22 protein-coding genes are annotated in these 18,868 nt (G+C 70.9%); 15 read left to right on the top strand and 7 right to left on the bottom strand.

Annotated features, from left to right (window positions below; genetic code table 11):
* Window positions 1–15: 15 nt before the first annotated feature.
* On the bottom strand, window positions 16–819 hold the full coding sequence (locus IWH25_RS09790; protein ID WP_203385630.1) for an alpha/beta fold hydrolase: 804 nt from the start codon (window positions 817–819) through the stop codon (window positions 16–18).
* A 124-nt stretch (window positions 820–943) separates the two neighbouring features.
* On the bottom strand, window positions 944–1,849 hold the full coding sequence (gcvA, locus tag IWH25_RS09785) for a transcriptional regulator GcvA (RefSeq protein WP_203385629.1): 906 nt from the start codon (window positions 1,847–1,849) through the stop codon (window positions 944–946).
* A gap of 209 nt (window positions 1,850–2,058) precedes the next feature.
* Between gcvA and IWH25_RS09780 the strand changes: the two genes are divergently transcribed.
* From IWH25_RS09780 to IWH25_RS09745, 8 genes are all read left to right on the top strand, one after another.
* Window positions 2,059–2,904 carry a transketolase gene (locus IWH25_RS09780; protein WP_203385628.1) on the top strand — a complete coding sequence of 282 codons (846 nt, stop codon included), beginning with the start codon at window positions 2,059–2,061 and terminating at the stop codon, window positions 2,902–2,904.
* Window positions 2,901–3,902 carry a transketolase family protein gene (locus IWH25_RS09775; RefSeq protein WP_203385627.1) on the top strand — a complete coding sequence of 334 codons (1,002 nt, stop codon included), beginning with the start codon at window positions 2,901–2,903 and terminating at the stop codon, window positions 3,900–3,902. Before IWH25_RS09780 ends, IWH25_RS09775 begins: the two co-directional genes overlap by 4 nt.
* Before the next feature lie 75 nt (window positions 3,903–3,977).
* The gene (locus tag IWH25_RS09770; protein ID WP_203385626.1) at window positions 3,978–4,742 is read left to right on the top strand and encodes an SDR family NAD(P)-dependent oxidoreductase; all 765 of its coding nucleotides are present in this window, start codon (window positions 3,978–3,980) and stop codon (window positions 4,740–4,742) included.
* Window positions 4,743–4,832: 90 nt separating this feature from the next.
* Entirely contained in the window at window positions 4,833–5,804 is a 972-nt protein-coding gene (locus tag IWH25_RS09765; RefSeq protein WP_203385625.1) for a TRAP transporter substrate-binding protein, read from the top strand.
* Window positions 5,801–6,364 (top strand): TRAP transporter small permease, encoded by a 564-nt coding sequence (locus tag IWH25_RS09760; RefSeq protein WP_203389106.1) that lies wholly within the window; start codon window positions 5,801–5,803, stop codon window positions 6,362–6,364. The genes IWH25_RS09765 and IWH25_RS09760 overlap by 4 nt, the downstream gene beginning before the upstream one ends.
* On the top strand, window positions 6,361–7,620 hold the full coding sequence (locus IWH25_RS09755) for a TRAP transporter large permease (protein WP_203389105.1): 1,260 nt from the start codon (window positions 6,361–6,363) through the stop codon (window positions 7,618–7,620). The genes IWH25_RS09760 and IWH25_RS09755 overlap by 4 nt, the downstream gene beginning before the upstream one ends.
* 51 nt (window positions 7,621–7,671) lie before the next feature.
* A complete protein-coding gene (locus IWH25_RS09750) occupies window positions 7,672–8,550 on the top strand; it encodes an NAD(P)-dependent oxidoreductase (RefSeq protein WP_203389104.1) in 879 nt (292 codons plus the stop codon).
* 321 nt (window positions 8,551–8,871) lie between these two features.
* Entirely contained in the window at window positions 8,872–9,423 is a 552-nt protein-coding gene (locus tag IWH25_RS09745; RefSeq protein WP_203389103.1) for a hypothetical protein, read from the top strand.
* A 22-nt stretch (window positions 9,424–9,445) separates the two neighbouring features.
* On the opposite strand, the gene IWH25_RS09740 is transcribed toward IWH25_RS09745, so the two are convergent.
* The gene (locus IWH25_RS09740; RefSeq protein WP_203389102.1) at window positions 9,446–10,039 is read right to left on the bottom strand and encodes a TetR/AcrR family transcriptional regulator; all 594 of its coding nucleotides are present in this window, start codon (window positions 10,037–10,039) and stop codon (window positions 9,446–9,448) included.
* A 63-nt stretch (window positions 10,040–10,102) separates the two neighbouring features.
* Between IWH25_RS09740 and IWH25_RS09735 the strand changes: the two genes are divergently transcribed.
* From IWH25_RS09735 to IWH25_RS09720, 4 genes are all read left to right on the top strand, one after another.
* Window positions 10,103–10,867 carry a class II aldolase/adducin family protein gene (locus IWH25_RS09735; RefSeq protein WP_203389101.1) on the top strand — a complete coding sequence of 255 codons (765 nt, stop codon included), beginning with the start codon at window positions 10,103–10,105 and terminating at the stop codon, window positions 10,865–10,867.
* 72 nt (window positions 10,868–10,939) lie between these two features.
* The gene (locus tag IWH25_RS09730) at window positions 10,940–11,173 is read left to right on the top strand and encodes a hypothetical protein (RefSeq protein ID WP_203389100.1); all 234 of its coding nucleotides are present in this window, start codon (window positions 10,940–10,942) and stop codon (window positions 11,171–11,173) included.
* Window positions 11,174–11,181: 8 nt separating this feature from the next.
* Window positions 11,182–11,619, top strand: a complete 438-nt coding sequence (locus tag IWH25_RS09725; protein WP_203389099.1) for a TFIIB-type zinc ribbon-containing protein — start codon at window positions 11,182–11,184, stop codon at window positions 11,617–11,619.
* A 205-nt stretch (window positions 11,620–11,824) separates the two neighbouring features.
* Entirely contained in the window at window positions 11,825–12,310 is a 486-nt protein-coding gene (locus IWH25_RS09720) for an acyl-CoA thioesterase (RefSeq protein WP_203389098.1), read from the top strand.
* Window positions 12,311–12,451: 141 nt separating this feature from the next.
* On the opposite strand, the gene IWH25_RS09715 is transcribed toward IWH25_RS09720, so the two are convergent.
* Window positions 12,452–13,636, bottom strand: coding sequence for a benzoate/H(+) symporter BenE family transporter (locus IWH25_RS09715; RefSeq protein ID WP_203389097.1), 1,185 nt, complete (start codon window positions 13,634–13,636; stop codon window positions 12,452–12,454).
* Window positions 13,637–13,766: 130 nt separating this feature from the next.
* Between IWH25_RS09715 and IWH25_RS09710 the strand changes: the two genes are divergently transcribed.
* Entirely contained in the window at window positions 13,767–14,381 is a 615-nt protein-coding gene (locus IWH25_RS09710; RefSeq protein ID WP_203389096.1) for a helix-turn-helix domain-containing protein, read from the top strand.
* A gap of 7 nt (window positions 14,382–14,388) precedes the next feature.
* On the opposite strand, the gene IWH25_RS09705 is transcribed toward IWH25_RS09710, so the two are convergent.
* Window positions 14,389–14,940 carry a flavodoxin family protein gene (locus IWH25_RS09705; protein ID WP_203389095.1) on the bottom strand — a complete coding sequence of 184 codons (552 nt, stop codon included), beginning with the start codon at window positions 14,938–14,940 and terminating at the stop codon, window positions 14,389–14,391.
* A gap of 210 nt (window positions 14,941–15,150) precedes the next feature.
* Here IWH25_RS09705 and IWH25_RS09700 point away from each other — a divergent pair, with 210 nt between their 5' ends.
* Both IWH25_RS09700 and IWH25_RS09695 read left to right on the top strand, forming a co-directional pair.
* Entirely contained in the window at window positions 15,151–15,867 is a 717-nt protein-coding gene (locus tag IWH25_RS09700) for an oxygen-binding di-iron domain-containing protein (protein ID WP_203389094.1), read from the top strand.
* A gap of 272 nt (window positions 15,868–16,139) precedes the next feature.
* Entirely contained in the window at window positions 16,140–16,970 is an 831-nt protein-coding gene (locus IWH25_RS09695; protein ID WP_203389093.1) for a class I SAM-dependent methyltransferase, read from the top strand.
* Window positions 16,971–17,122: 152 nt separating this feature from the next.
* Here IWH25_RS09695 and IWH25_RS09690 read toward each other — a convergent pair whose 3' ends face one another.
* Together IWH25_RS09690 and IWH25_RS09685 are read right to left on the bottom strand one after the other, a co-directional pair.
* A complete protein-coding gene (locus IWH25_RS09690; protein WP_203389092.1) occupies window positions 17,123–18,298 on the bottom strand; it encodes a methyltransferase in 1,176 nt (391 codons plus the stop codon).
* A 23-nt stretch (window positions 18,299–18,321) separates the two neighbouring features.
* Window positions 18,322–18,837, bottom strand: a complete 516-nt coding sequence (locus tag IWH25_RS09685) for a DUF411 domain-containing protein (protein ID WP_203389091.1) — start codon at window positions 18,835–18,837, stop codon at window positions 18,322–18,324.
* Window positions 18,838–18,868 lie beyond the last annotated feature (31 nt).

The raw sequence follows: 18,868 nt of genomic DNA, 5'->3' as shown, positions 1-18,868 counted from the left end.
GGACGGCCGCCAGGGCTAGGCCAGCCCTTGCAGGAAGCCCGCGACCCGCGCCAGCACCTCGCCCGCGCGCTCGCGGTGCGGCAGGTGCCGGGTGTCGGCCATGAGTTCGACCTGCGCCGGGCCGCCGGCGAGCCGGCCGATCAGCTCGGGGTGCCGCGGCGAACCGTATTCGTCGTCGGCGCCGTGGATCGCCAGCAGCGGGCATTTCACCTGCGGCAGCACCGGCCGCAGCGACCACGCGGCGAAGTCCGGGTGCAGCCACGAGTCGATCCACGCCGCCAGCACCCACTCCGCCTTGTCGCCGTGGTAGCGGCGCAGGCGCTCGACCTGTACGGGGTCGGCGAACAGCGTACGCGCCGCCTCGATGCCCTGCACTGTCCGCGCTTCGACGAAGGCCTGCGCCGACACGGTGACCAGCGCGACGCAGTCGTCGCCGCAGCGGGCGGCGCAATTGACCGCCATGCCGCCGCCGACGCTGTGGCCGAACAGCGCGAAGCGGCCGATGGCGAGCTGCCGGCGCAGGTCGGCGAAGCCGCCGTCGGCCTCGGCGGCGATGAAATCGAGCGGCAGCGGGCCGCGACGCGCGTCGGAGCGGCCGAAGCCCAAGCGGTCGTAGGCGACCACCGTCCGCCCACTCTGCGCCGCCAGCGCCGCCGGGAAATCGCGCCACAGCTCGACGCTGCCCAGCGAGTCGTGGAACAGGATCAGCGGCACGTCGGAGGCCGGCGCCGCCGGCGACCAGAGGCGTGCGAACAGGCGGCCGCCGCGGCCGTCGATCCAGGTGTCGCGGGGGGTGATGGCGGGAACGGCGGGGCTCATTGTCGGAAATCGCGTTGGCGGTTGGCGGCGGCCCGGCGGGCCGGGAAGGCCGCCAGCCTCGCGGCACGGCGGCATGGCAGCGACGTTCGCCGCGGTTGCGCGGCCACGGCCGGCGGGGCGCCGTTCACGCGGCGCCGCCCTTCTCCAGTTCGGCGAACAGCCAGTCCTGGAAGCTGCGGATCTTCGGCAGCTCGGCGCGCGACTTCAGCAGGTTCAGCGTGTAGCCCTGGACCTTCGGCCCGTCGAGCCCGAAGGGCGCGACCAGGCGCCCGGTCTCCAGCTCGCGCTGCACCAGCAGCAGGCTCTCGAGGCAGACGCCGAGGCCGTCGACCGCCGCGCTGATGGCCATGAACGAGCGGTCGAAGCGCGGCCCGCGCGAGATGTCGAGCTGCACCTTGCGGTGCTGGCGCATCCAGTCACGCCAGTTCACCAGGCAGACCTCGCTGTGGATCAGCGTGTGGTGGCGCAGGTCCTCCGGCGTGCGGATCGGCTGCGGGCCGTCGGCCAGCGCCGGCGAGCACAGCGGCACGATGGTCTCGGGCGGAAAGGCCAGCACCATCGTTCCCGGCGGCTGCAGGCGCTTGGTGCCGTAGCGGATGTCGATGTCGACGCCGCTGGTGAGCAGGTCGGCCGGCGGCGGGTAGGAGGCGTTCAGGCGCACGTCGATGTCCGGGTTGAGCGCGCTGAAGCGGGCCAGGCGCGGCATCAGCCACTGCGTCGCGAAGCTCGGCGTCGAATGCACGGTCAGGATGTCGCTCTTCGCCGTCCGCCCCAGTTCGCGCGTCGCCAGCTCGATGCGCCCGAAGGCCGCCGACACCTCCTCCGCATAGCGCCGGCCGGCGTCGGTGAGCACCACCGCGCGATGCACGCGATGGAACAGGCGCACCCCGAATTGCTCCTCCAGCAGCTTGATCTGATGGCTCACCGCCGAGGGGGTGACGAACAGTTCTTCTGCTGCGAGCGCAAACGACGAGAGCCGGGCGGCGGCCTCGAACGCTTGCACTGCCTTGAGGGGGACGCGACGCTGCATTGCAATATTCGGGTGAACTCAGTTCATCAATAGTGAATGATTATTCGTTTGAGCGATAAAACGCAAGCTCCTAAGCTTCACATCACTCCCCGGAGACGTCGCAGCGGCAAGGCGCCGCGGTCCCGGGAAGGCCCGGGGAGCAGGCTCCCCGATGGATGAACGACCCGCCGGCGGCGCGCTTTTCCGCCGGCCCAACCTAGGAGATTTGCGTGGACTCAAGCGTTACCGCGACCCATGCCCACCTCGCCGAGCGCGCCTACCACATCCGGCGCAACGCGCTGCTGATGGGCGAGGTGCAGGGCCAGGGCTACGTCGGCCAGGCCCTCGACATCGCCGACGTGCTGGCCGTCGCCTACTTTCATGCGATGGACTACCGGCCGGACGATCCCGAGTGGGACGGCCGCGACCGCTTCCTGCTGTCGAACGGCCACTATGCGATCGCGCTCTACGCGGCGCTGATCGAGGCCGGCATCGTGCCGCAGGAAGAACTCGAAACCTACGGCAGCGACGACAGCCGCCTGCCGATGTCGGGCATGGCCAGCTACACGCCGGGCATGGAGATGTCCGGCGGCTCGCTCGGCCAGGGGCTGACGATCGCCGTCGGCCACGCGCTGGGGCTCAAGCGCAAGGGCAGCAAGTCCTTCGTCTATACGCTGTTCTCCGACGGCGAGCTGGACGAGGGCGCGGTCTGGGAGGCGCTGATGTCGGCCGCCCACTGGCAGCTCGACAACATGATCGCCATCGTCGACATCAACAACCAGCAGGCCGACGGCCCGTCGAGCCAGGTCATGGCCTTCGAGCCGCTGGTCGACAAGATGGAGGCCTTCGGCTGGTTCACCCAGCGCATCGACGGCAACGACCTCGCCGCGGTGATCCGCGCCTTCGACGCCGCGCGCGAGCACCCCGGGCGCCAGCCGCGCATGATCATCGCCGACACCCGCATGGGCTGCGGCGTCCCCTTCCTCGAAGCCCGCGAGAAGAACCACTTCATCCGCGTCGACGCGCACGAATGGCAGCTCGCCCTCGAAGCGCTCGACGCCGGGAGGACCGCATGAGCACCGCCGCCGCCCAGAAACCCAAGCTGAAAACCTCGGCGATGATCGCCTCGATCGCCGCCGAGGGACAACGCACCAAGTCCGCGCCGTTCGGCCACGCGCTGGTCGAGCTGGCCGGCGCCCGCCCCGACGTGATCGGCATGACCGCCGACCTCGGCAAGTACACCGACCTGCACCTCTTCGCCAAGGCCTACCCCGAGCGCTACTACCAGATGGGCATGGCCGAGCAGCTGCTGATGGGCGCCGCCGCCGGCCTCGCCAAGGAAGGCGCGCTGCCGTTCGCGACCACCTATGCGGTGTTCGCCTCGCGGCGCGCCTACGACTTCATCCACCAGACGATCGCCGAGGACGACCTCAACGTCAAGATTGTCTGCGCGCTGCCCGGCCTGACCACCGGCTACGGCCCCAGCCACCAGGCCACCGAGGACCTGGCGCTGTTCCGCGCGATGCCCAACATGACCGTGATCGACCCCTGCGACGCGCTCGAGATCGAGCAGGCGGTGCCGGCGATCGCCGCGCACAAGGGCCCGGTCTACATGCGCCTGCTGCGCGGCAACGTGCCGCTGCTGCTCGACGAGTACGACTACAAGTTCGAGCTCGGCAAGGCCAAGCTGCTGCGCGACGGCCGCGACGTGCTGGTCATCTCGTCCGGGATCATGACCATGCGCGCGCTGGAAGTGGCGCAGGCGCTGGCCGACGACCGCGTCGACGTCGGCGTGCTGCACGTGCCGACGATCAAGCCGCTCGACATCGCGACCATCCTGCGCGAGGCCGGCCGCTCCGGCCGCCTGGTGGTCGTCGCCGAGAACCACACGACGATCGGCGGCCTCGGCGAAGCGGTCGCCACCGCGCTGCTGTCGGCCGGCGTGACGCCGCCCTTCCGCCAGATCGCGCTGCCCGACGCCTTCCTCGACGCCGGCGCGCTGCCGACGCTGCACGAGCGCTACGGCATCTCGACCGAGGCCATGGCCAAGACGATTAAGGGCTGGCTCGGCTGACCCCGTCGCCCGCTCGACCTTCAACCCCGGGCACGCTGCCAGCAAGGCGCGGCGCCCCGTTTCAGAGGAGCATTCATGTCGCAATCACTTCTGCTCGACGGCAAGGTCGCCGTCATCTCCGGGGCCGCCTCGCCGCGCGGCATCGGCCTGGCGACCGCCCGCCTGTTCGCCGCGCACGGCGCCACGGTCGTCATCCTCGACCTCGACGGGCAGGCCGCCGCCGCGGCCGCCGCCGGGATCGGCCCGGCGCACCGCGGCTACGCCTGCAACGTCGCCGACAAGGACGCCTGCCTGCGCGTCGCCGACCGCATCGTCACCGAGTTCGGCCGCATCGACGTGCTGATCAACAACGCCGGCATCACGCAGCCGGTGAAGACCCTCGAGATCGACCCGGCGAGCTGGGACCGCATCGTCGACGTCAACCTGCGCGGCGTGCTCTACCTGTCGCAGGCGGTGCTGCCGCAGATGCAGAAGCAGCGCTCGGGATCGATCGCCTGCATGTCGTCGGTGTCGGCGCAGCGCGGCGGCGGCATCCTCGGCGGCCCGCACTACTCGGCGGCGAAGGCCGGCGTGCTCGGCCTGGCCAAGGCGATGGCGCGCGAGTTCGGCCCGGACAACATCCGCATCAACTGCGTGACGCCGGGGCTGATCGACACCGACATCACCAGCGGCAAGCTCGACGACGCGAAGAAGGCCGAGATCGCCGCGACGATCCCGCTCAACCGCCTCGGCAAGGCCGACGAGATCGCCGGCGCCTACCTCTTCCTGGCGTCCGACCTGTCGTCGTACATCACCGGCGCCGTCATCGACGTCAATGGCGGCATGCTGATCCACGGCTGAGCCACCGTTCTTCCACCCACATCGAGACAAGCATCCACGCGGCCGCATCGGGCGACCCGTGATCCGTAAAGAGAGAGACAGGAGACACCCATGAAAAAATCGTTCATCGCCATCGCCGCCACGCTCGCGCTGACGGCCACCTCCAGCTGGGCGCAGCAGGTGCTGCGCCTGTCGCACAACGCGGCCCCCGGCAATCCGAAGGCCGAGGCCTCGCTGAAGTTCGCGCAGCTGGTCGCGGAAAAGACCAACGGCCGGATCAAGGTCGAGGTCGGCGGCAACGCCCAGTTCGGCGACGACGTCGAGTCGCTGACCAACCTGCGCCTCGGCACGCTCGCCTTCAGCACCAACTCGCAGGGCACCACCTCCGGCGTCGTGCCGCAGTTCTCGGTGATCGGCCTGCCCTTCCTGTTCCGCGACCTGAACCACGCCTACAAGGTGGTCGACGGCCCGGTCGGCGACAAGCTCAACGAACTGGCCAAGGCCAAGGGCCTCGTGGTGCTCGCGCTGTGGGACAACGGCATCCGCCACACCAGCAACAACAAGCGGCCGATCGTGAAGCCCGAGGACCTGGCCGGGATCAAGGTGCGCACGCCGCCCGATCCGATCACCCTCGACATCTTCAAGGCGCTCGGCGCCAACCCCGGCCCGCTGGCCTTCTCCGAGCTGTACATCGCGCTGCAGCAGGGCGTCTTCGACGGCCAGGAGAACCCGCTGATGAACATCTACTCGTCGAAGCTGCACGAGGTGCAGAAATACATCTCGCTGACCGGCCACAAGTACGAGACGACGCCGCTGCTCGCCAGCAAAATGATCTGGGACACGATCCCGAAGGCCGACCAGCAGGCGATCAAGGAGGCGGCGATCGAGGCCGGCAAGCTCAACCGGCAGATGTCGCTGGCCGCCGACGCCGAGCTGCGCAAGAAGCTCGCCGACGCCGGCGTCAAGATCAACGAGGTCAACCAGGCCGAGTTCGCCGCGAAGACCAAGCCGGTCTACGACAAGTGGTCGCAGCAGTACCCGGACCTGGTCAAGCTGATCGTCGCCGAGGCGGCCAAGCCATGAGCGCGCTCTGCGCATCGCCGGCGGAGGCCCGGGAGGGCCTCGCCGCCACCGCGGTGAAATGGGTCGACGGCGCGATCGTCGCCGCCAGCGTGGCGCTGGCGATCACCTCGCTCGGCGCGATGTTCGCGTCGCTGATGGCCGAGGTCGTCGTCCGCTACTTCACCAACCAGGGCCTGGGCTGGCCGACCGAGATGCCGAACATCCTGTTCCCCTGGCTGGTGATGAGCGGCATCGTGCTCGCCGCGCAGCGCGGCCAGCACATCGCCGTCACTGCGCTCAACGCGCTGCTCGGCCGCCGCGGCAACCGGGTGCTGCTGCTCGGCCAGCAGGTGCTGGTCGCGGCGACCTTCTTCTACCTCGCCTGGATCGGCCTCGACGTCATCGAGATCACCGGCAGCGAGGAGTTTCCGGTCACCGGCATCACCGCGCGCTGGGCCTACCTGGCGCTGATCGTCGGCTTCGTCGGCCTCGGCCTGACCGCGCTGACCACTTTCGTGCGCCTCGTGCTGGCGAGCGATCCGCTGGCCGTGCGCAGCCACCACATCGAGGAGGATGTATGACCCTGATGATGCTTCTCGTCTTCGGCGCGCTGCTGATACTGGCGCTGCCGGTCGGCTACGCGCTGCTGATCAGCTCCGGCGTCGCCGCAGTCAGCGTCGGCGGCATGCCCAGCGTCGCCGCCGTGGTCAAGGTCTTCCAGCCGACGCAGAGCTTCCCGCTGCTGGCGATCCCGTTCTTCATGCTCTCCGGCAACCTGATGATGGGCGGCACGCTCGGCAAGCGGCTGATCGACTTCGCGACCGCGCTGGTCGGCCGCTTCCACGGCGGCCTCGGGCAGGTGACCGTGGTCGGCTCGACGGTGTTCGGCGGCGTCTCCGGCTCGGCCGTGGCGGAAGCCTCGGCGCTCGGCTCGATGCTGATCCCGTGGCAGAAGCGCGAGGGCTATCCCGGCGCCTTCGCCGCGGCGGCGACCGCGTCGTCGTCGGTGATCGCCGGCCTGATCCCGCCGTCGATCCCGCTGATCCTGTTCGCCGCGGTATCGAACGAGTCGATCGCCTCGCTGTTCCTCGCCGGCATCCTGCCCGGGCTGCTGCTGTGCGGCGGCTTCATGCTCACCTGCTACCTGTCGGGACGGCTGCGCGGCTTCAAGCGGCTGGCCGAGACGATCACGCTGCGCGACGTGCTGCGGGCGACGGTCGCCGCGGCACCGGCGCTGGCGATGCCGGCCTTCATCGTGATCCTGCTGCGCGCCGGCATCGCCACGCCGACCGAGGTCAGCGTGATCGCCGTCGCCTACGGTCTCCTGGTCAGCGCGCTGATCTACCGCGACCTGACGCTGCGCCGCTTCTACGACGCGCTGGTGCACACCGCCGTCACCACCGGCGTGGTGATGCTGGTGATCGCCGCGTCGAACCTGGTCGGCTACGTGCTGACCGTCGAGTCGGTGCCGACCGCGGTCGCCGAATGGACGGTGAAGACGCTGGAAACGCCGCTGCTGATCATCCTGATGCTGAACGTGATCATGCTGGTGGTCGGCATGTTCCTCGACCTGCCGGCGGCGATCCTGCTGCTCGGCCCGACCTTCGTCGCCATCGGCAACGCGATCGGCCTCGACCTGGTCCAGCTCGGCATCATGATGGCGGTCAACCTCAGCATCGGCCTGTTCACGCCGCCGGTCGGGACGACGCTGTTCATCGCCGCCGCCATCTCGCGCGAGAAGGTCGGCGCCATCGTCCGCGAGCTGTGGCCCTTCTACCTGGTGGCGGTGACCGTGCTCGTGCTGATCTCCTTCGTTCCCGCCTTCACCCTCTACTGACACGACACGGGTACGGCCGCTGCGGGCGGCCGTACCGCGAAAGGACATCCGATGAAGACTGTTGCATTCGCCGGCCTCGGCGCGATGGGGCTGCCGATGGCGCGCAACCTGCTCGCCCGGGGCTACCCGGTGCGCGGCATCGACCTCAGTGCCCAGTCGCTGGCCGCGCTCGCCGCCGCCGGCGGCACGCCGGCCGCCGATGCCGCCGACGGCGCGCGCGGCGCCGACATGCTGATCCTGATGGTGGTCAACGCCGCGCAGGCCGAGCAGGTGCTGTTCGCCGACGGCGCGCTGGCGGCGCTGAACGCCGGCGGCATCGTCTGCCTGATGGCCACCTGCCCGCCCGGCGCGGTCGAGAAGATCGCCGCGCGGGTCGCGGCCGCCGGCCGCCGCTTCGTCGACGCCCCCGTCTCCGGCGGCGTCGCCGGCGCGAGCGCGGCCTCGCTGACGATCATGGCCGCCTGCGAGCGCGCCACCTTCGACGCGGCGCGGCCGGTGTTCGAGGCCGTCGGCAAGCGCATCTTCCACGTCGGCGAGCGCGCCGGCCAGGGGGCGACGGTGAAGACCGTCAACCAGCTGCTGTGCGGCGTGCATATCGCCGTCGTCGCCGAAGCCTTCGCGCTCGCCGCCAAGGTCGGCGTCGACCTCGCGGTGCTGCTCGAGATCATGGGCGGCTCGTCGGCGTCGAGCTGGATGCTCAAGGACCGCGGGCCGCGCATGCTGCAGGCCGAGCCCGAGGTGACCAGCGCCGTCGACATCTTCGTCAAGGATCTCGGCATCGTCCTCGAGGCCGGGCGCGAGGCGAAGTGCGCGCTGCCGATCGCCGCCCTCGCCCACCAGATGTTCCTCGCCGCCTCCGGCCGCGGCGACGGCCGCGCCGACGACAGCCAGGTCATCCGCAGCTACCACGCGCTGAACGGAACGCGCTGAGGCCGACCGCGGCATGATCGCGCTCGGCGGCGCGCTGGTCGCGATTCTCGGGCGGCAGCCAAAAAATGGCGCCGCGCCGGACCGGCACCGGCGCCGCCGCCTGGCTGTCCGGCGTGGCTCCCGGCGCCTGCGGCCCGCCGCGCGACATCATCGGCCGCAGGAGATGGCGGCGGCCGGATCGATCGCCGGCGACTATTTTTCTCCCGGCCCGCGCCGCCCACGGAATCCGCTGCGGCGGCGCCGGTCCAACCGCTGTCGGGCACGCCGCCGCCCGGGCGGACGCGCGGTATCCCCGGACACGAAAAAGAAGAGGAGCCAGCCATGTTCGACAAGGAACGCTTCATCGCGGACTGCCTCGCCGCCGTCGCCGACGGCGAGGACGCCATCCGCGAACTCGTGGCGGCAGCGGTCGCCGACCCCGCCGGCGTGATGGCGGCCCTCGGCGAGCCGGCGCATGCCGGCCTGACGCCGCTCCATCGCTCGCCCGAGCTGACCGTCATCAACTTCGTCTGGGCGCCGTGCATGAGCCTGATGCCGCACAACCACCGGATGTTCTCGGTGGTCGGCATCTACGCCGGCCGCGAGGACAACGTCTTCTGGCGCCGCAGCGGCAGCGCGATCGAGGCGACCGGCGCCCGCTCGCTGGGCCGCGGCGATGTCGCGACGCTCGACCGCGACGCCATCCACTCGGTGCTCAACCCGATCGGCAAGCAGACCTGCGCGATCCACGTCTACGGCGGCGACTTCTTCGCGCCGCCGCAGCCGAGGAGCCAGTGGGACCACGAGACGCTGGCCGAGCAGCCGTGGGACGTCGAGCGGGTCAAGGCGCTGTTCCGCGAGGCCGAGGCCCGCTTCGCCGCCGCCGGCCATTGACGCCGCCGGCCGGCGCGGCGCGTCAGGCGCGCGGCGGCGCCGGCAGCTCGGCCAGCCGCGCCAGCCACTCGCCGGCTTCGATGAAGGGCTGCGCCGAATGCTCGGCGCGGGCGCGCACGTAGGCGCCCTCGATCGCGGTCAGCAGCAGGCCGGCGAACGAGGCGCTGCGGCGCGCGTCGCCGAGGTCGATGTGGCGCGCGAGCAGCGCGATCCATTCGGCGAACATCGCGTCCACCACCTGGCGCAGGCCGTCGAGTTCGGCGTCGAGGTCGAGGCTGACCGTGCCGCCGGCGCAGCTGCGCAGGAAGCCGCCCTCCTCGACGCGCCGCGCGAAGGCGGCGAACAACGCGCGCACCTTGCCCGCCGGCTGGCGCCGGCCGGCGACCGCGGTTTCGATGAAGGCCTCGACGCGACCGGAATAGACGGCGAGCGCCTCGGCGACCAGCTGCTGCTTGCCCTGCGGGAAGAAGTGGTAGACCGAGCCCTTCGGCGCGCCGCTCGCGCGCACGACCTCGTTGATGCCGGCGCCGCTGAGGCCGGAGCCGCGCATCAGCGCGATCGCCGCCTCGATCATCCGTTCGCGGCTGCCGGCCGCGCCGGCGAAATCGATTTCCACGTTGACGCTCCATCTAGACCAGTCTATATAAACTAGCACAGCATCGGCCGCAGGAGAACCGTCATGAACGATCAAGTACGCAGCGTCCGCGAACTCGTCACCGACGCCGAATGGCAGCTGCGCGTCGACCTCGCGGCGTGCTACCGCCTGGTCGCGCTGTTCGGCTGGGACGACCTCATCTTCACCCACATCTCGGCGCGGATTCCCGGGCCGGAACACCACTTCCTGATCAACCCCTACGGGCTGATGTTCGACGAGATCACCGCCTCCAGCCTGGTCAAGGTCGACCTGCACGGCAACAAGCTGATGGACTCGCCGCACGACATCAACCCGGCCGGCTTCACGATCCACAGCGCAATCCACGCCGCGCGCGAGGACGCGCAGTGCGTGCTGCACGTGCACAGCGCGAACGGCGTCGCCGTCTCGGCGCAGGAGGCCGGCGTGCAGCCGCTGTCGCAGCACTCGATCTTCGTCCTCGCCTCGCTCGCCTACCACGACTACGAGGGCGTCGCGCTGGTCGACGACGAGAAGCCGCGGCTGGTGCGCGACCTCGCCGACAAGCGCTTCCTGATGCTGCGCAACCACGGCCTGCTGACCGTCGGCCGCTCGGTCGCCGAGGCCTTCGTCGCGATGTACTTCTTCGAGACGACGTGCCTGATCCAGGTGCGCGCGATGAGCGGCGGCGCGCCGCTGCGGCGCATCGGCCCGGCCATCGTCGACGGCGCGACCGGACAGTGGGAGCAGGTCACCCGCGGCGCCGGCGGCGGCCTCGCCTGGCCGGCGCTGCGACGCAAGCTCGATCGCCTGGCCCCGGGCTACCGCGACTGAGCGGCCTCCGCCCGCTGCTCCCGGGCCGCGACGGCGCTAGAATGAAGCATCGCCCCGCCCGAGGAGCCGCGCATGGACACCACCACCCACCTGACGCTGCACGACGCCGCGCGCCTGCTCGCCCCCGACGCCGTGCACGACGCCGAGGTCGCGCTGGCGCAAGCGATCGAGCACGGCGAGCTGCCCGCCAACGTCAAACGCTGGGCCACCGAGCAGTGGGAGGGCCGGCAGCTGCCCGGCAACATCAACCGCCTGGAGACCTGGATCGCGCGCAGCGACTTCGAGGCTTGGGCGGCGACGCGCTGACCCCCGCCATGGACTGCCCGCACCAGCCGCAGCCGCTCGTCGCCGGGGAGCACCACGGACACGCCTACGCCGGCTGCGACGCCTGCGGCGGCCGCTTCATCGGCAAAGGCTTGCTGCACGACGCGCTCGGCCACGCGCGCGACGGCGCGCTGCGCCGCGAACGGCTGGAAGCGCTGCCGGCGAGCGCGGTGCGCTGCCCGGCCGACGGGCAGACGATGCACGCGGCGGTCCACGAAGGCATCGAGATCGACGTCTGCCCGCAATGCGACGGCGTCTGGCTCGACGCCGGCGAGTTCGAGGCGATCACGCAGCGGCGCAAGGCGCGGCAACGGCGCAAGGACGACGACGAGCCGCCGGAGGACGACGATTCGTCCGACGGCGAGCTGATCGAGGGCGTCGTCGAATTCGTCGGCGAAGCGCTCGGCGCGATCTTCGACGTCTTCTGAAGACGGCGCGCCGAGACAGCCGCGCCCGGCCGTGCGGGAATCCGCACACGGCGACGCACCGATTCGGTTCTTTCGCGCAGGCGCAAGCGCCCCGCGGCGACGGCGCGGCGGCGAAACGCCCTGGATTCCGGAGGCCGACGCCACGCCGGCGGCTGGCACGCCTCGTGCGAGACGCCCGTCGACTTCCCTACCGGAGACCGCTGCAATGGAACAACCCGCACATCAACTCAGCATGACCGTGCTGATGACCCCCGACATGGCCAACTTCGCCGGCAACGTGCACGGCGGCACCATCCTCAAGTTCCTCGACCAGGTCGCCTACGCCTGCGCCAGCCGCTACGCCGCCAGCTACGTGGTCACCCTCAGCGTCGACCAGGTGATGTTCCGCCAGCCGGTGCACGTCGGCGACCTGGTGACCTTCCTCGCCAGCGTGAACTACACCGGCACCTCGTCGATGGAGGTCGGCATCAAGGTGCTCGCCGAGAACATTCGCACCCAGGAGGTGCGGCACGTGAACAGCTGCTTCTTCACGATGGTCGCCGTCGACGACGACCGCAAGCCGACCGCGGTGCCGCCGTTCCGGCCGTTCGGTCCAGTCGAGAAACGACGGTACGCCGCCGCCGTGCTGCGCAAGGAGCTGCGCCAGGAGTTCGAGAAGCGCTTCTCGGCCGCCAACGCCGCGACGGCCTGAACACGCAGACGGCAAGCTGCCGGGGCTCGACATCCTGCCGGCGGCGATGCCGCGCCGAGCCCCCGCGGCGGCCGCCCCGCGGGCAGCGCGGTGCCGCTTAAAAATGGCGGGCCGACGCGCGCGAGCGGGATTCGCGGCGCCTCAGGCGCCCAGCCCGGGGCGGCGCAGCGCATGCGCCGCCGCGTAGCCGAACAGCAGCCCCCAGAACGCGCTGCCGACGCCGAACAGCGTCAGCCCCGACGCGGTGACGAGGAAGGTCACCAGCGCCGCGTCGCGCCCGCCCTCGTCGGCGAGCGCCGTCGCCAGGCTGCCGCCGATCGTGGCGAGCAGCGCGAGGCCGGCGATGGCGACCACCAGCGCCTGCGGAAACGCCGCCAGCAGGCTCGCCACCGTCGCGCCGCCGATGCCGGTCAGCAGGTAGAAGCCGCCGGCCCACACCGAGGCGAGGTAGCGCTTCGCCGGATCGGGGTCGGCGTCGCGGCTCATGCAGATGGCGGCGGTGATCGCCGCCAGGTTGAACGAGAAGCCGCCGAAGGGCGCCAGCGCGACGCCGGCGGCGCCGGTCCAGCCGAGCAGCGGCGAGGCCGGCGTCGCGTAGCCGTTGGCGCGCAGCACGGCCAGCCCGGGCACGTTCTGCGAGGCGAGCGTGACGACGAACAGCGGTACGCCGACGCCGACCAGCGTCGCCAGCGAAAAGCGCGGCATCACGAACTCCGGCGCCGCCAGCTGCCAGCGGATCTCGCTGGTGGCGATCGTGCCGCCGCCGGCGGCGACGGCGAGCCCGACGAGGAAGGCGAGCGGCACCGCGTAGCGCGGCCACCAGCGGCGGCCGGCGAAGAAGACGACGGCCATCGCGCCGACCAGCAGCGGCGCCTCGCCGAGCGCGGCGAAGGCGCCGAGGCCGAAGCGCAGCAGCACGCCGGCGAGCATCGCCGCGGCCAGCGACGGCGGCACGTGGCGCATGATGCGCTCGAAGCCGCCGCTGACGCCGAGCAGCACCATCGATGCGGAGGCGAACAGGAAGGCGCCGACCGCCTCGGCCATCGGCACGCCGACCAGGCCGGTGGCGAGCAGCGCCGCCCCCGGCGTCGACCAGGCGGTGAGGATCGGCGTGCGGTAGCGCAGCGACAGCGCGATGCAGGTGACGCCCATGCCCAGCCCGAGCGCCCACAGCCACGAGGCGAGCTGCGCCGGCGTCGCGCCGGCGGCGTGCGCCGCCTGGAAGACGATCGCCGCCGAGCTGGTGTAGCCGACCAGCACGGCGATGAAGCCGGTCGCGAGATGCGGGAAATGGCGGACGAGGCCCGCGCCGGCGTGCTTGCCCATGCTGCGCCCTTTCTGGTGTAATCGGAAAAAGTACGAAACCGTGCGCTATAGCGCACACAGCGGAGCATAGCAGCGTGCGTTATAACGCACAAGCGACGCCCCGCTACCGACCCCGACCAGCGGACACGCCATGCCGAAGAAACAACAGACCGAAAGCGCCGCGACGCCGTCGCCCGCCGCCCACCTCGCCGCGACGCTGCAGCGGCTGCGCGCCGCGCGCGGCTGGAGCCTCGACCGCGCCGCCGCCGAGACCGGCGTCAGCAAGGCCATGCTCGGCCAGATCGAGCGCGCCGAATCGAGCCCGACGGTGGCGACGCTGTGGCGCATCGCCTCCGGCTTCCGCACGCCGCTGTCGGCCTTCATCGAGCCGCCGGTGCAGGACGAGAAGCCGGTCTTCCGCGCCGCCGACGCGCTGCGCGAGCGGCCGGCGAGCGATGCGATGTGGGTGGCGCCGCTGTTTCCCTACGACCCGCGCTTCGGCTTCGAGCTGCTCGAACTGACGCTGGCGCCCGGCTACGAACGCCGCTCCGAGCCGCATCTCGCCGGCGTCGTCGAGCACGTGACGGTCATCCGCGGCAGCATGCAGGTGCTGGTCGACGGCCGCTGGCGCACGCTCAAGGAAGGCGAGGCGCTGCGCTTCCCGGCCGACCGGCCGCACGGTTACCGCAACCGCGGCGACGAACCGGCGGTATGCCACAACCTGATCTGCTACACCGGCAGCGCGGCGCCGGCGGCAGAAACCTGAGCGCCGCTCAGGCCACGGCGAGGAAGCCCGCTGCCGCCGCCAGCGCCTCGGCGTCGGCGAGCACCGCGTCCGGCGCGCCCCCCTTGCCCCACAGCGCGCCCTTCCATTCCATGCCCATGAACTCGGCGCACAGCCGGTAGCTGTCGAGCATCGGCTGCGCCTTGGCGCGGTCGCCGCTGGTCGCCACCACCCACAGCCGCTTCTGCGCCATGCGCGCCTTGAAATCGAGGCCGGGCACGCGCAGCCAGGCGCTCCACTGGTCGAGGCACAGTTTCAGCGGCGACGGCACCGAGAACCAGTACACCGGCGACACGAGGACGACGTCGGTGGCGTCGAGCAGCGCATCGAGCACGCGCTTCGCGTCGCCCTCCGGCATCGGGTAGCTGCCGGCGGTATGGCGGCGGTCGACGAAGGCCGGCAGCTGCAGTTCGACGAGCGCCAGCCAGGTCTGCGCGGCCTCCGCCGGCAGCGCCTGCGCGGCGCGGCGGGCGAGGGTCTCGGTGTTGCCGACGTGCCCCGGCTCGCGGGTGCTGGCGTTCAGGAAGAGGTAGTGCTTCATGCGTGGGTCCTTGCGTGGGGGACCGCGATTATCGCGCGAAGGAAGCGGACAGGGGCTCGCCAGGCCGGGGCAGGGAGACCCGCAGCGCGCCCGCGAAGCGGTCCGACCACCGCCTGCGGAGCTTATCGCCCGCTCCGGGTGTCCAATCCGGTCGGCACGGAAACAGCCCGCGACACGCCATCGCCACCGCAAAGGAGAGACGCCATGGGAGTGACCAACCCGCAAGCCGGAACGCGCGTCGACGAGATCGGCGACGGCATCTACCGCATCAGCACCCCGTTCCGGGATCTCCCCGGCGGCTTCTCGTTCAACCAGTACCTGCTGGTCGACGACCAGCCGCTGCTGTTTCACAGCGGGCCGCGGAAGCTGCGCCCGCTGGTGCAGGAAGCCATTGCCAGCGTCATGAACCTGAAGAAGCTGCGCTTCATCGGGTTCTCGCACTACGAATCCGACGAGTGCGGGGCGCTGAACGAGCTGCTGGGCCTCGCGCCGGAGGCGGTGCCGGTGTGCGGCCGGATCAACGCGATGATCAACGGCGATTGCTTCGACCGGCCGCCGCGGGTTCTTGCCGACGGCGAAACCCTGTCGCTGGGCAGGCATCGCGTTCGCTGGTTCGACACGCCCCACCTGCCGCATGGCTGGGAATGCGGCTACCTGATGGAAGAGGCGACCGCAACGCTCCTCTGCGGCGACCTGTTCACGCAAGGCGGCGCCGACCTGCCGCCGCTGGTCTCGTCGGACATCCTGGCGCCGAGCGAAGCCTTCCGACAGCCGATGGACTATTTCTCCCACACCAAAAATGCCCGCGCGCTGATCGCGAAGCTGGCGGCGGCCAGGCCAACGACACTCGCCTGCATGCATGGCAGCGCCTGGCAGGGAGACGGCAGCAGGCTGCTGCTGGAACTGGCGGAATCGCTGGATGCGTAGCTGACCCGATCGCCGACGATGGCGGCCCCGTGCGTGCCGGTGATCGCCCGGCACCGAGGTCGGCTCCGGCCGGGTCGTTGTCTCATGCCGATGGCAACAGGCGACAAGCCGGCCGAAGCCGCTATCGCAGTCATCGGGATGCAACGTCCGGTCAGGCTTGCAAAGTGCTCGCCCCCTGTCTATGAATTGGGGACGGTTCACCTTCTCCGAAGCAGCCCCTTTCCCAAGTTTCAACCGGTCCCAGCGACTCCGAGCCGTGGAGGGAAACAAAGATGCGGAATGCTGTTAACGAGGCGATCAGAACCCACTACGGCCGCCCGGATCTGGCGGCGGTCATTCTTGCCGCCCTCGAGGACGCGGGCGCAGACCTGCAGCAGCTCTCACTTGAGGCGCTGGCTCCGATCGACGAGTTCCATATCCGCGGCCGCGCGGCGACCCTGGAGCTCGCCCAGGCGGCCGGCTTGCGGTCGACGATGCGCGTGCTCGATATCGGCAGCGGCATCGGCGGAACCTCGCGCTGCCTGGCGAAGGAATTCGGTTGCCGCGTCACCGGCATCAATTTGACGGACGAATACTGCCAGGTCGCATCGATGCTTACCGCCAGGGTCGGCCTCGACGCACTGGTCGACTATCGCCAGGGCGACGCGACGAATCTTCCGTTCGCGGACAATGAATTCGATGTCGTCTGGAGCGAGCACGCGGCCATGAACATTCCGGACAAGCGTCGCCTATACGGCGAGATGCACCGGGTCCTGAAGCCCGGCGGGACGCTTGCCATCTACGATGTCCTCGCCGGCCCGTCCGGGCCTGTCCTGTTCCCGGTCCCGTGGGCGCGTACACCGGACACGAGTTTTCTGGTGTCGCCGGAGGAACTGCGTGAGCTGCTGCGAGATTCCGGATTTACCGTTGCCGACTGGAAGGACACGACGGCGGAAGCGCGCGAATGGTTTGTCAAGCTGGCGGAGAGGATCCGCCGGGAAGGCTTTCCCGCGCTCGGATTCCATCTGCTGATGGGGCACGACTTCCGGGCGATGGCGCAGAACCAGGGCCGCAACCTCGAGGAGGGGCGGATTTCGCTCGGGCAGATCGTGTCGGTGAAATAAGGAAGGCGGGACCAGGTGCTCCGCCGATCAAGGATTCGCGCGGGGTCTTGCGGAAGCGAGCGGCAGCCGGGCGACGCAAACCCGCCGTAGCGCGTTGGCAGGCGGCATGACGGCGTCGGCGGATTTGCCGCCGCTCCGCCCCGCAACCGCCGTCAGCGGCGGGCCGAAACGATCACATTCCGCGGCGTCAGCGTCCGCGCGCAGAAGCGGTGCAGCTCGGCTTCGAAGCCGGCGCCTTCGAGCCCCAGCGCGAGGTCGTGCAGCAGCCAGACTTCGATCGCGCGGCGGCACGCCAGGCGAGGCAGCTGCAGCCGGCGCGCGGCGCGGTGGCGGGCCCAGCCGGCGGCGTCGGCGGCGGCGAAGTCGAGCTTCGGGTCGAGCGGCAGGTTTTCGCGCGCGGCGAGCGCTTGCAGGAAGAAGGCGAAGCCCTGTTGCGTCCAGGCGGCCGGCGTCGGCTTGAACGTGCGGTACGGAACACCGGGCGCGTGCGCTTCGCGCAGCCCGACGAAGGCGAGCTTCCACGCCGACAGGCGCTCGCTGGCGGCGGCCAGCCGCGGCGAGGCGGTGACGGTTTCGGTGACGGCCAGGCGCAGCGCGTTGCGGTCGAGCACGAGCGCGCTGTCGCCGCCGCGCGGCCGGTAGCGGTCGTCGGCGCCGAGCGGGTAGCAGCACGGCGCGACGTCGAGCGCGTGCGCGCCGGCGGGGCCGGCCAGGTCGATCAGCCGGCGGTGCAGGTCGCCGCAGGCGTGCAGCGCGATCGCGTGGGCGCCGGCGAGGCTGGCCGCCGATTCTGGGGCGAGCACGTCGGCCACCGCGAAGCGCTGCGCGAGCCCGGCGCGCGCGGAGAGCGCCTCGCCTTCGCGGCACAGCGTCGCGTTGCGTTCGAGCGCCCGCGCCTCGCCGCCCCAGGCCATCAGGAAGCGGCGGCCGAGGTGGCCCTTGCCGGCGCACCATTCGACCAGCGGCGCCCGCGGGGCACCGACGGCGGCGGCGAAGGCGTCGATCTGCGCCGCCTTGCGGCCGGGGATGTACTGCCAGGCCGGGCGAGACACCGGGGCCGGCGCCGCGTCGCGTTCGGGCAGGTCGATCAGCGCCGGCAGGTCGGCCAGCAGCGGCAGGTGGGGAATCAGGAAGGCGCGCGCTGCGTCGTCGTCGGCGCTCAGTGCGGCGAGCGTCGTGTCGTCGAGGGCGAGCAGCGCCTCGGCGAGCGCCGGCTGCGTGTCGCACCACGCCGGCCGCGCCACGCAGAACGGCGACGGCGTCCACAGCGGCGCCAGTTCCGCCAGCCAGCGGTCGAGCGCGGCGCGCCGGCGGGCGTGCGGGGTCATGGCGCGGAAAGGCGTGAAAGCGCTCAGTGCCGCGCCCAGACCTTCACGCGGCCGTCCTTGTAGACGACCATCGTGTTGAACATCTCGCGGCGGATCTCGCGCTCGGGCGTCTGTGCGTCGAGCATCGTGCACCCGGTCTCGCAGCTCGGCATCGACAGCTCGCGCCCCGGCGCGCCGCGCGGCAGGCCGGGAACGGCGATGCCCCAGGCCTTGGGCTTTTCCTTCAGCAGCTCGTGGATGTCCTCGGCCGGTACGTGGCCTTCGACGAAGTAGCCGGCGACTACCGCGGTGTGCACCGATTCGAGGTCGGCCGGCACCTTCAGCTTTTTCTTCAGCGCCGCCATGTCCTCGACTTCCTTCACCGTCACCTTCGGGAAGCCGTTCTGGCGCAGGTGCTCGGCCCAGTCGAGACAGGCCAGGCACAGGTGCGGCACGTAGACCTCGACCGGCGGCACCTTCTTCTCGGCGGCGAACGCGGAGGAAAACGCGCCGGTCAGCGCGCAGGCGGCGACAAGGGAGATCAGCAGTTTCTTCAGCATGTTCGTTTCCGTCGTTGCATCGTTCGTTGCG

Origin of the sequence: Azospira restricta (genome assembly GCF_016858125.1) — a bacterium.
GTDB classification, from domain to species: Bacteria; Pseudomonadota; Gammaproteobacteria; order Burkholderiales; family Rhodocyclaceae; genus Proximibacter; species Proximibacter restrictus.
This window is presented reverse-complemented; position numbering and strand designations above follow the sequence as displayed.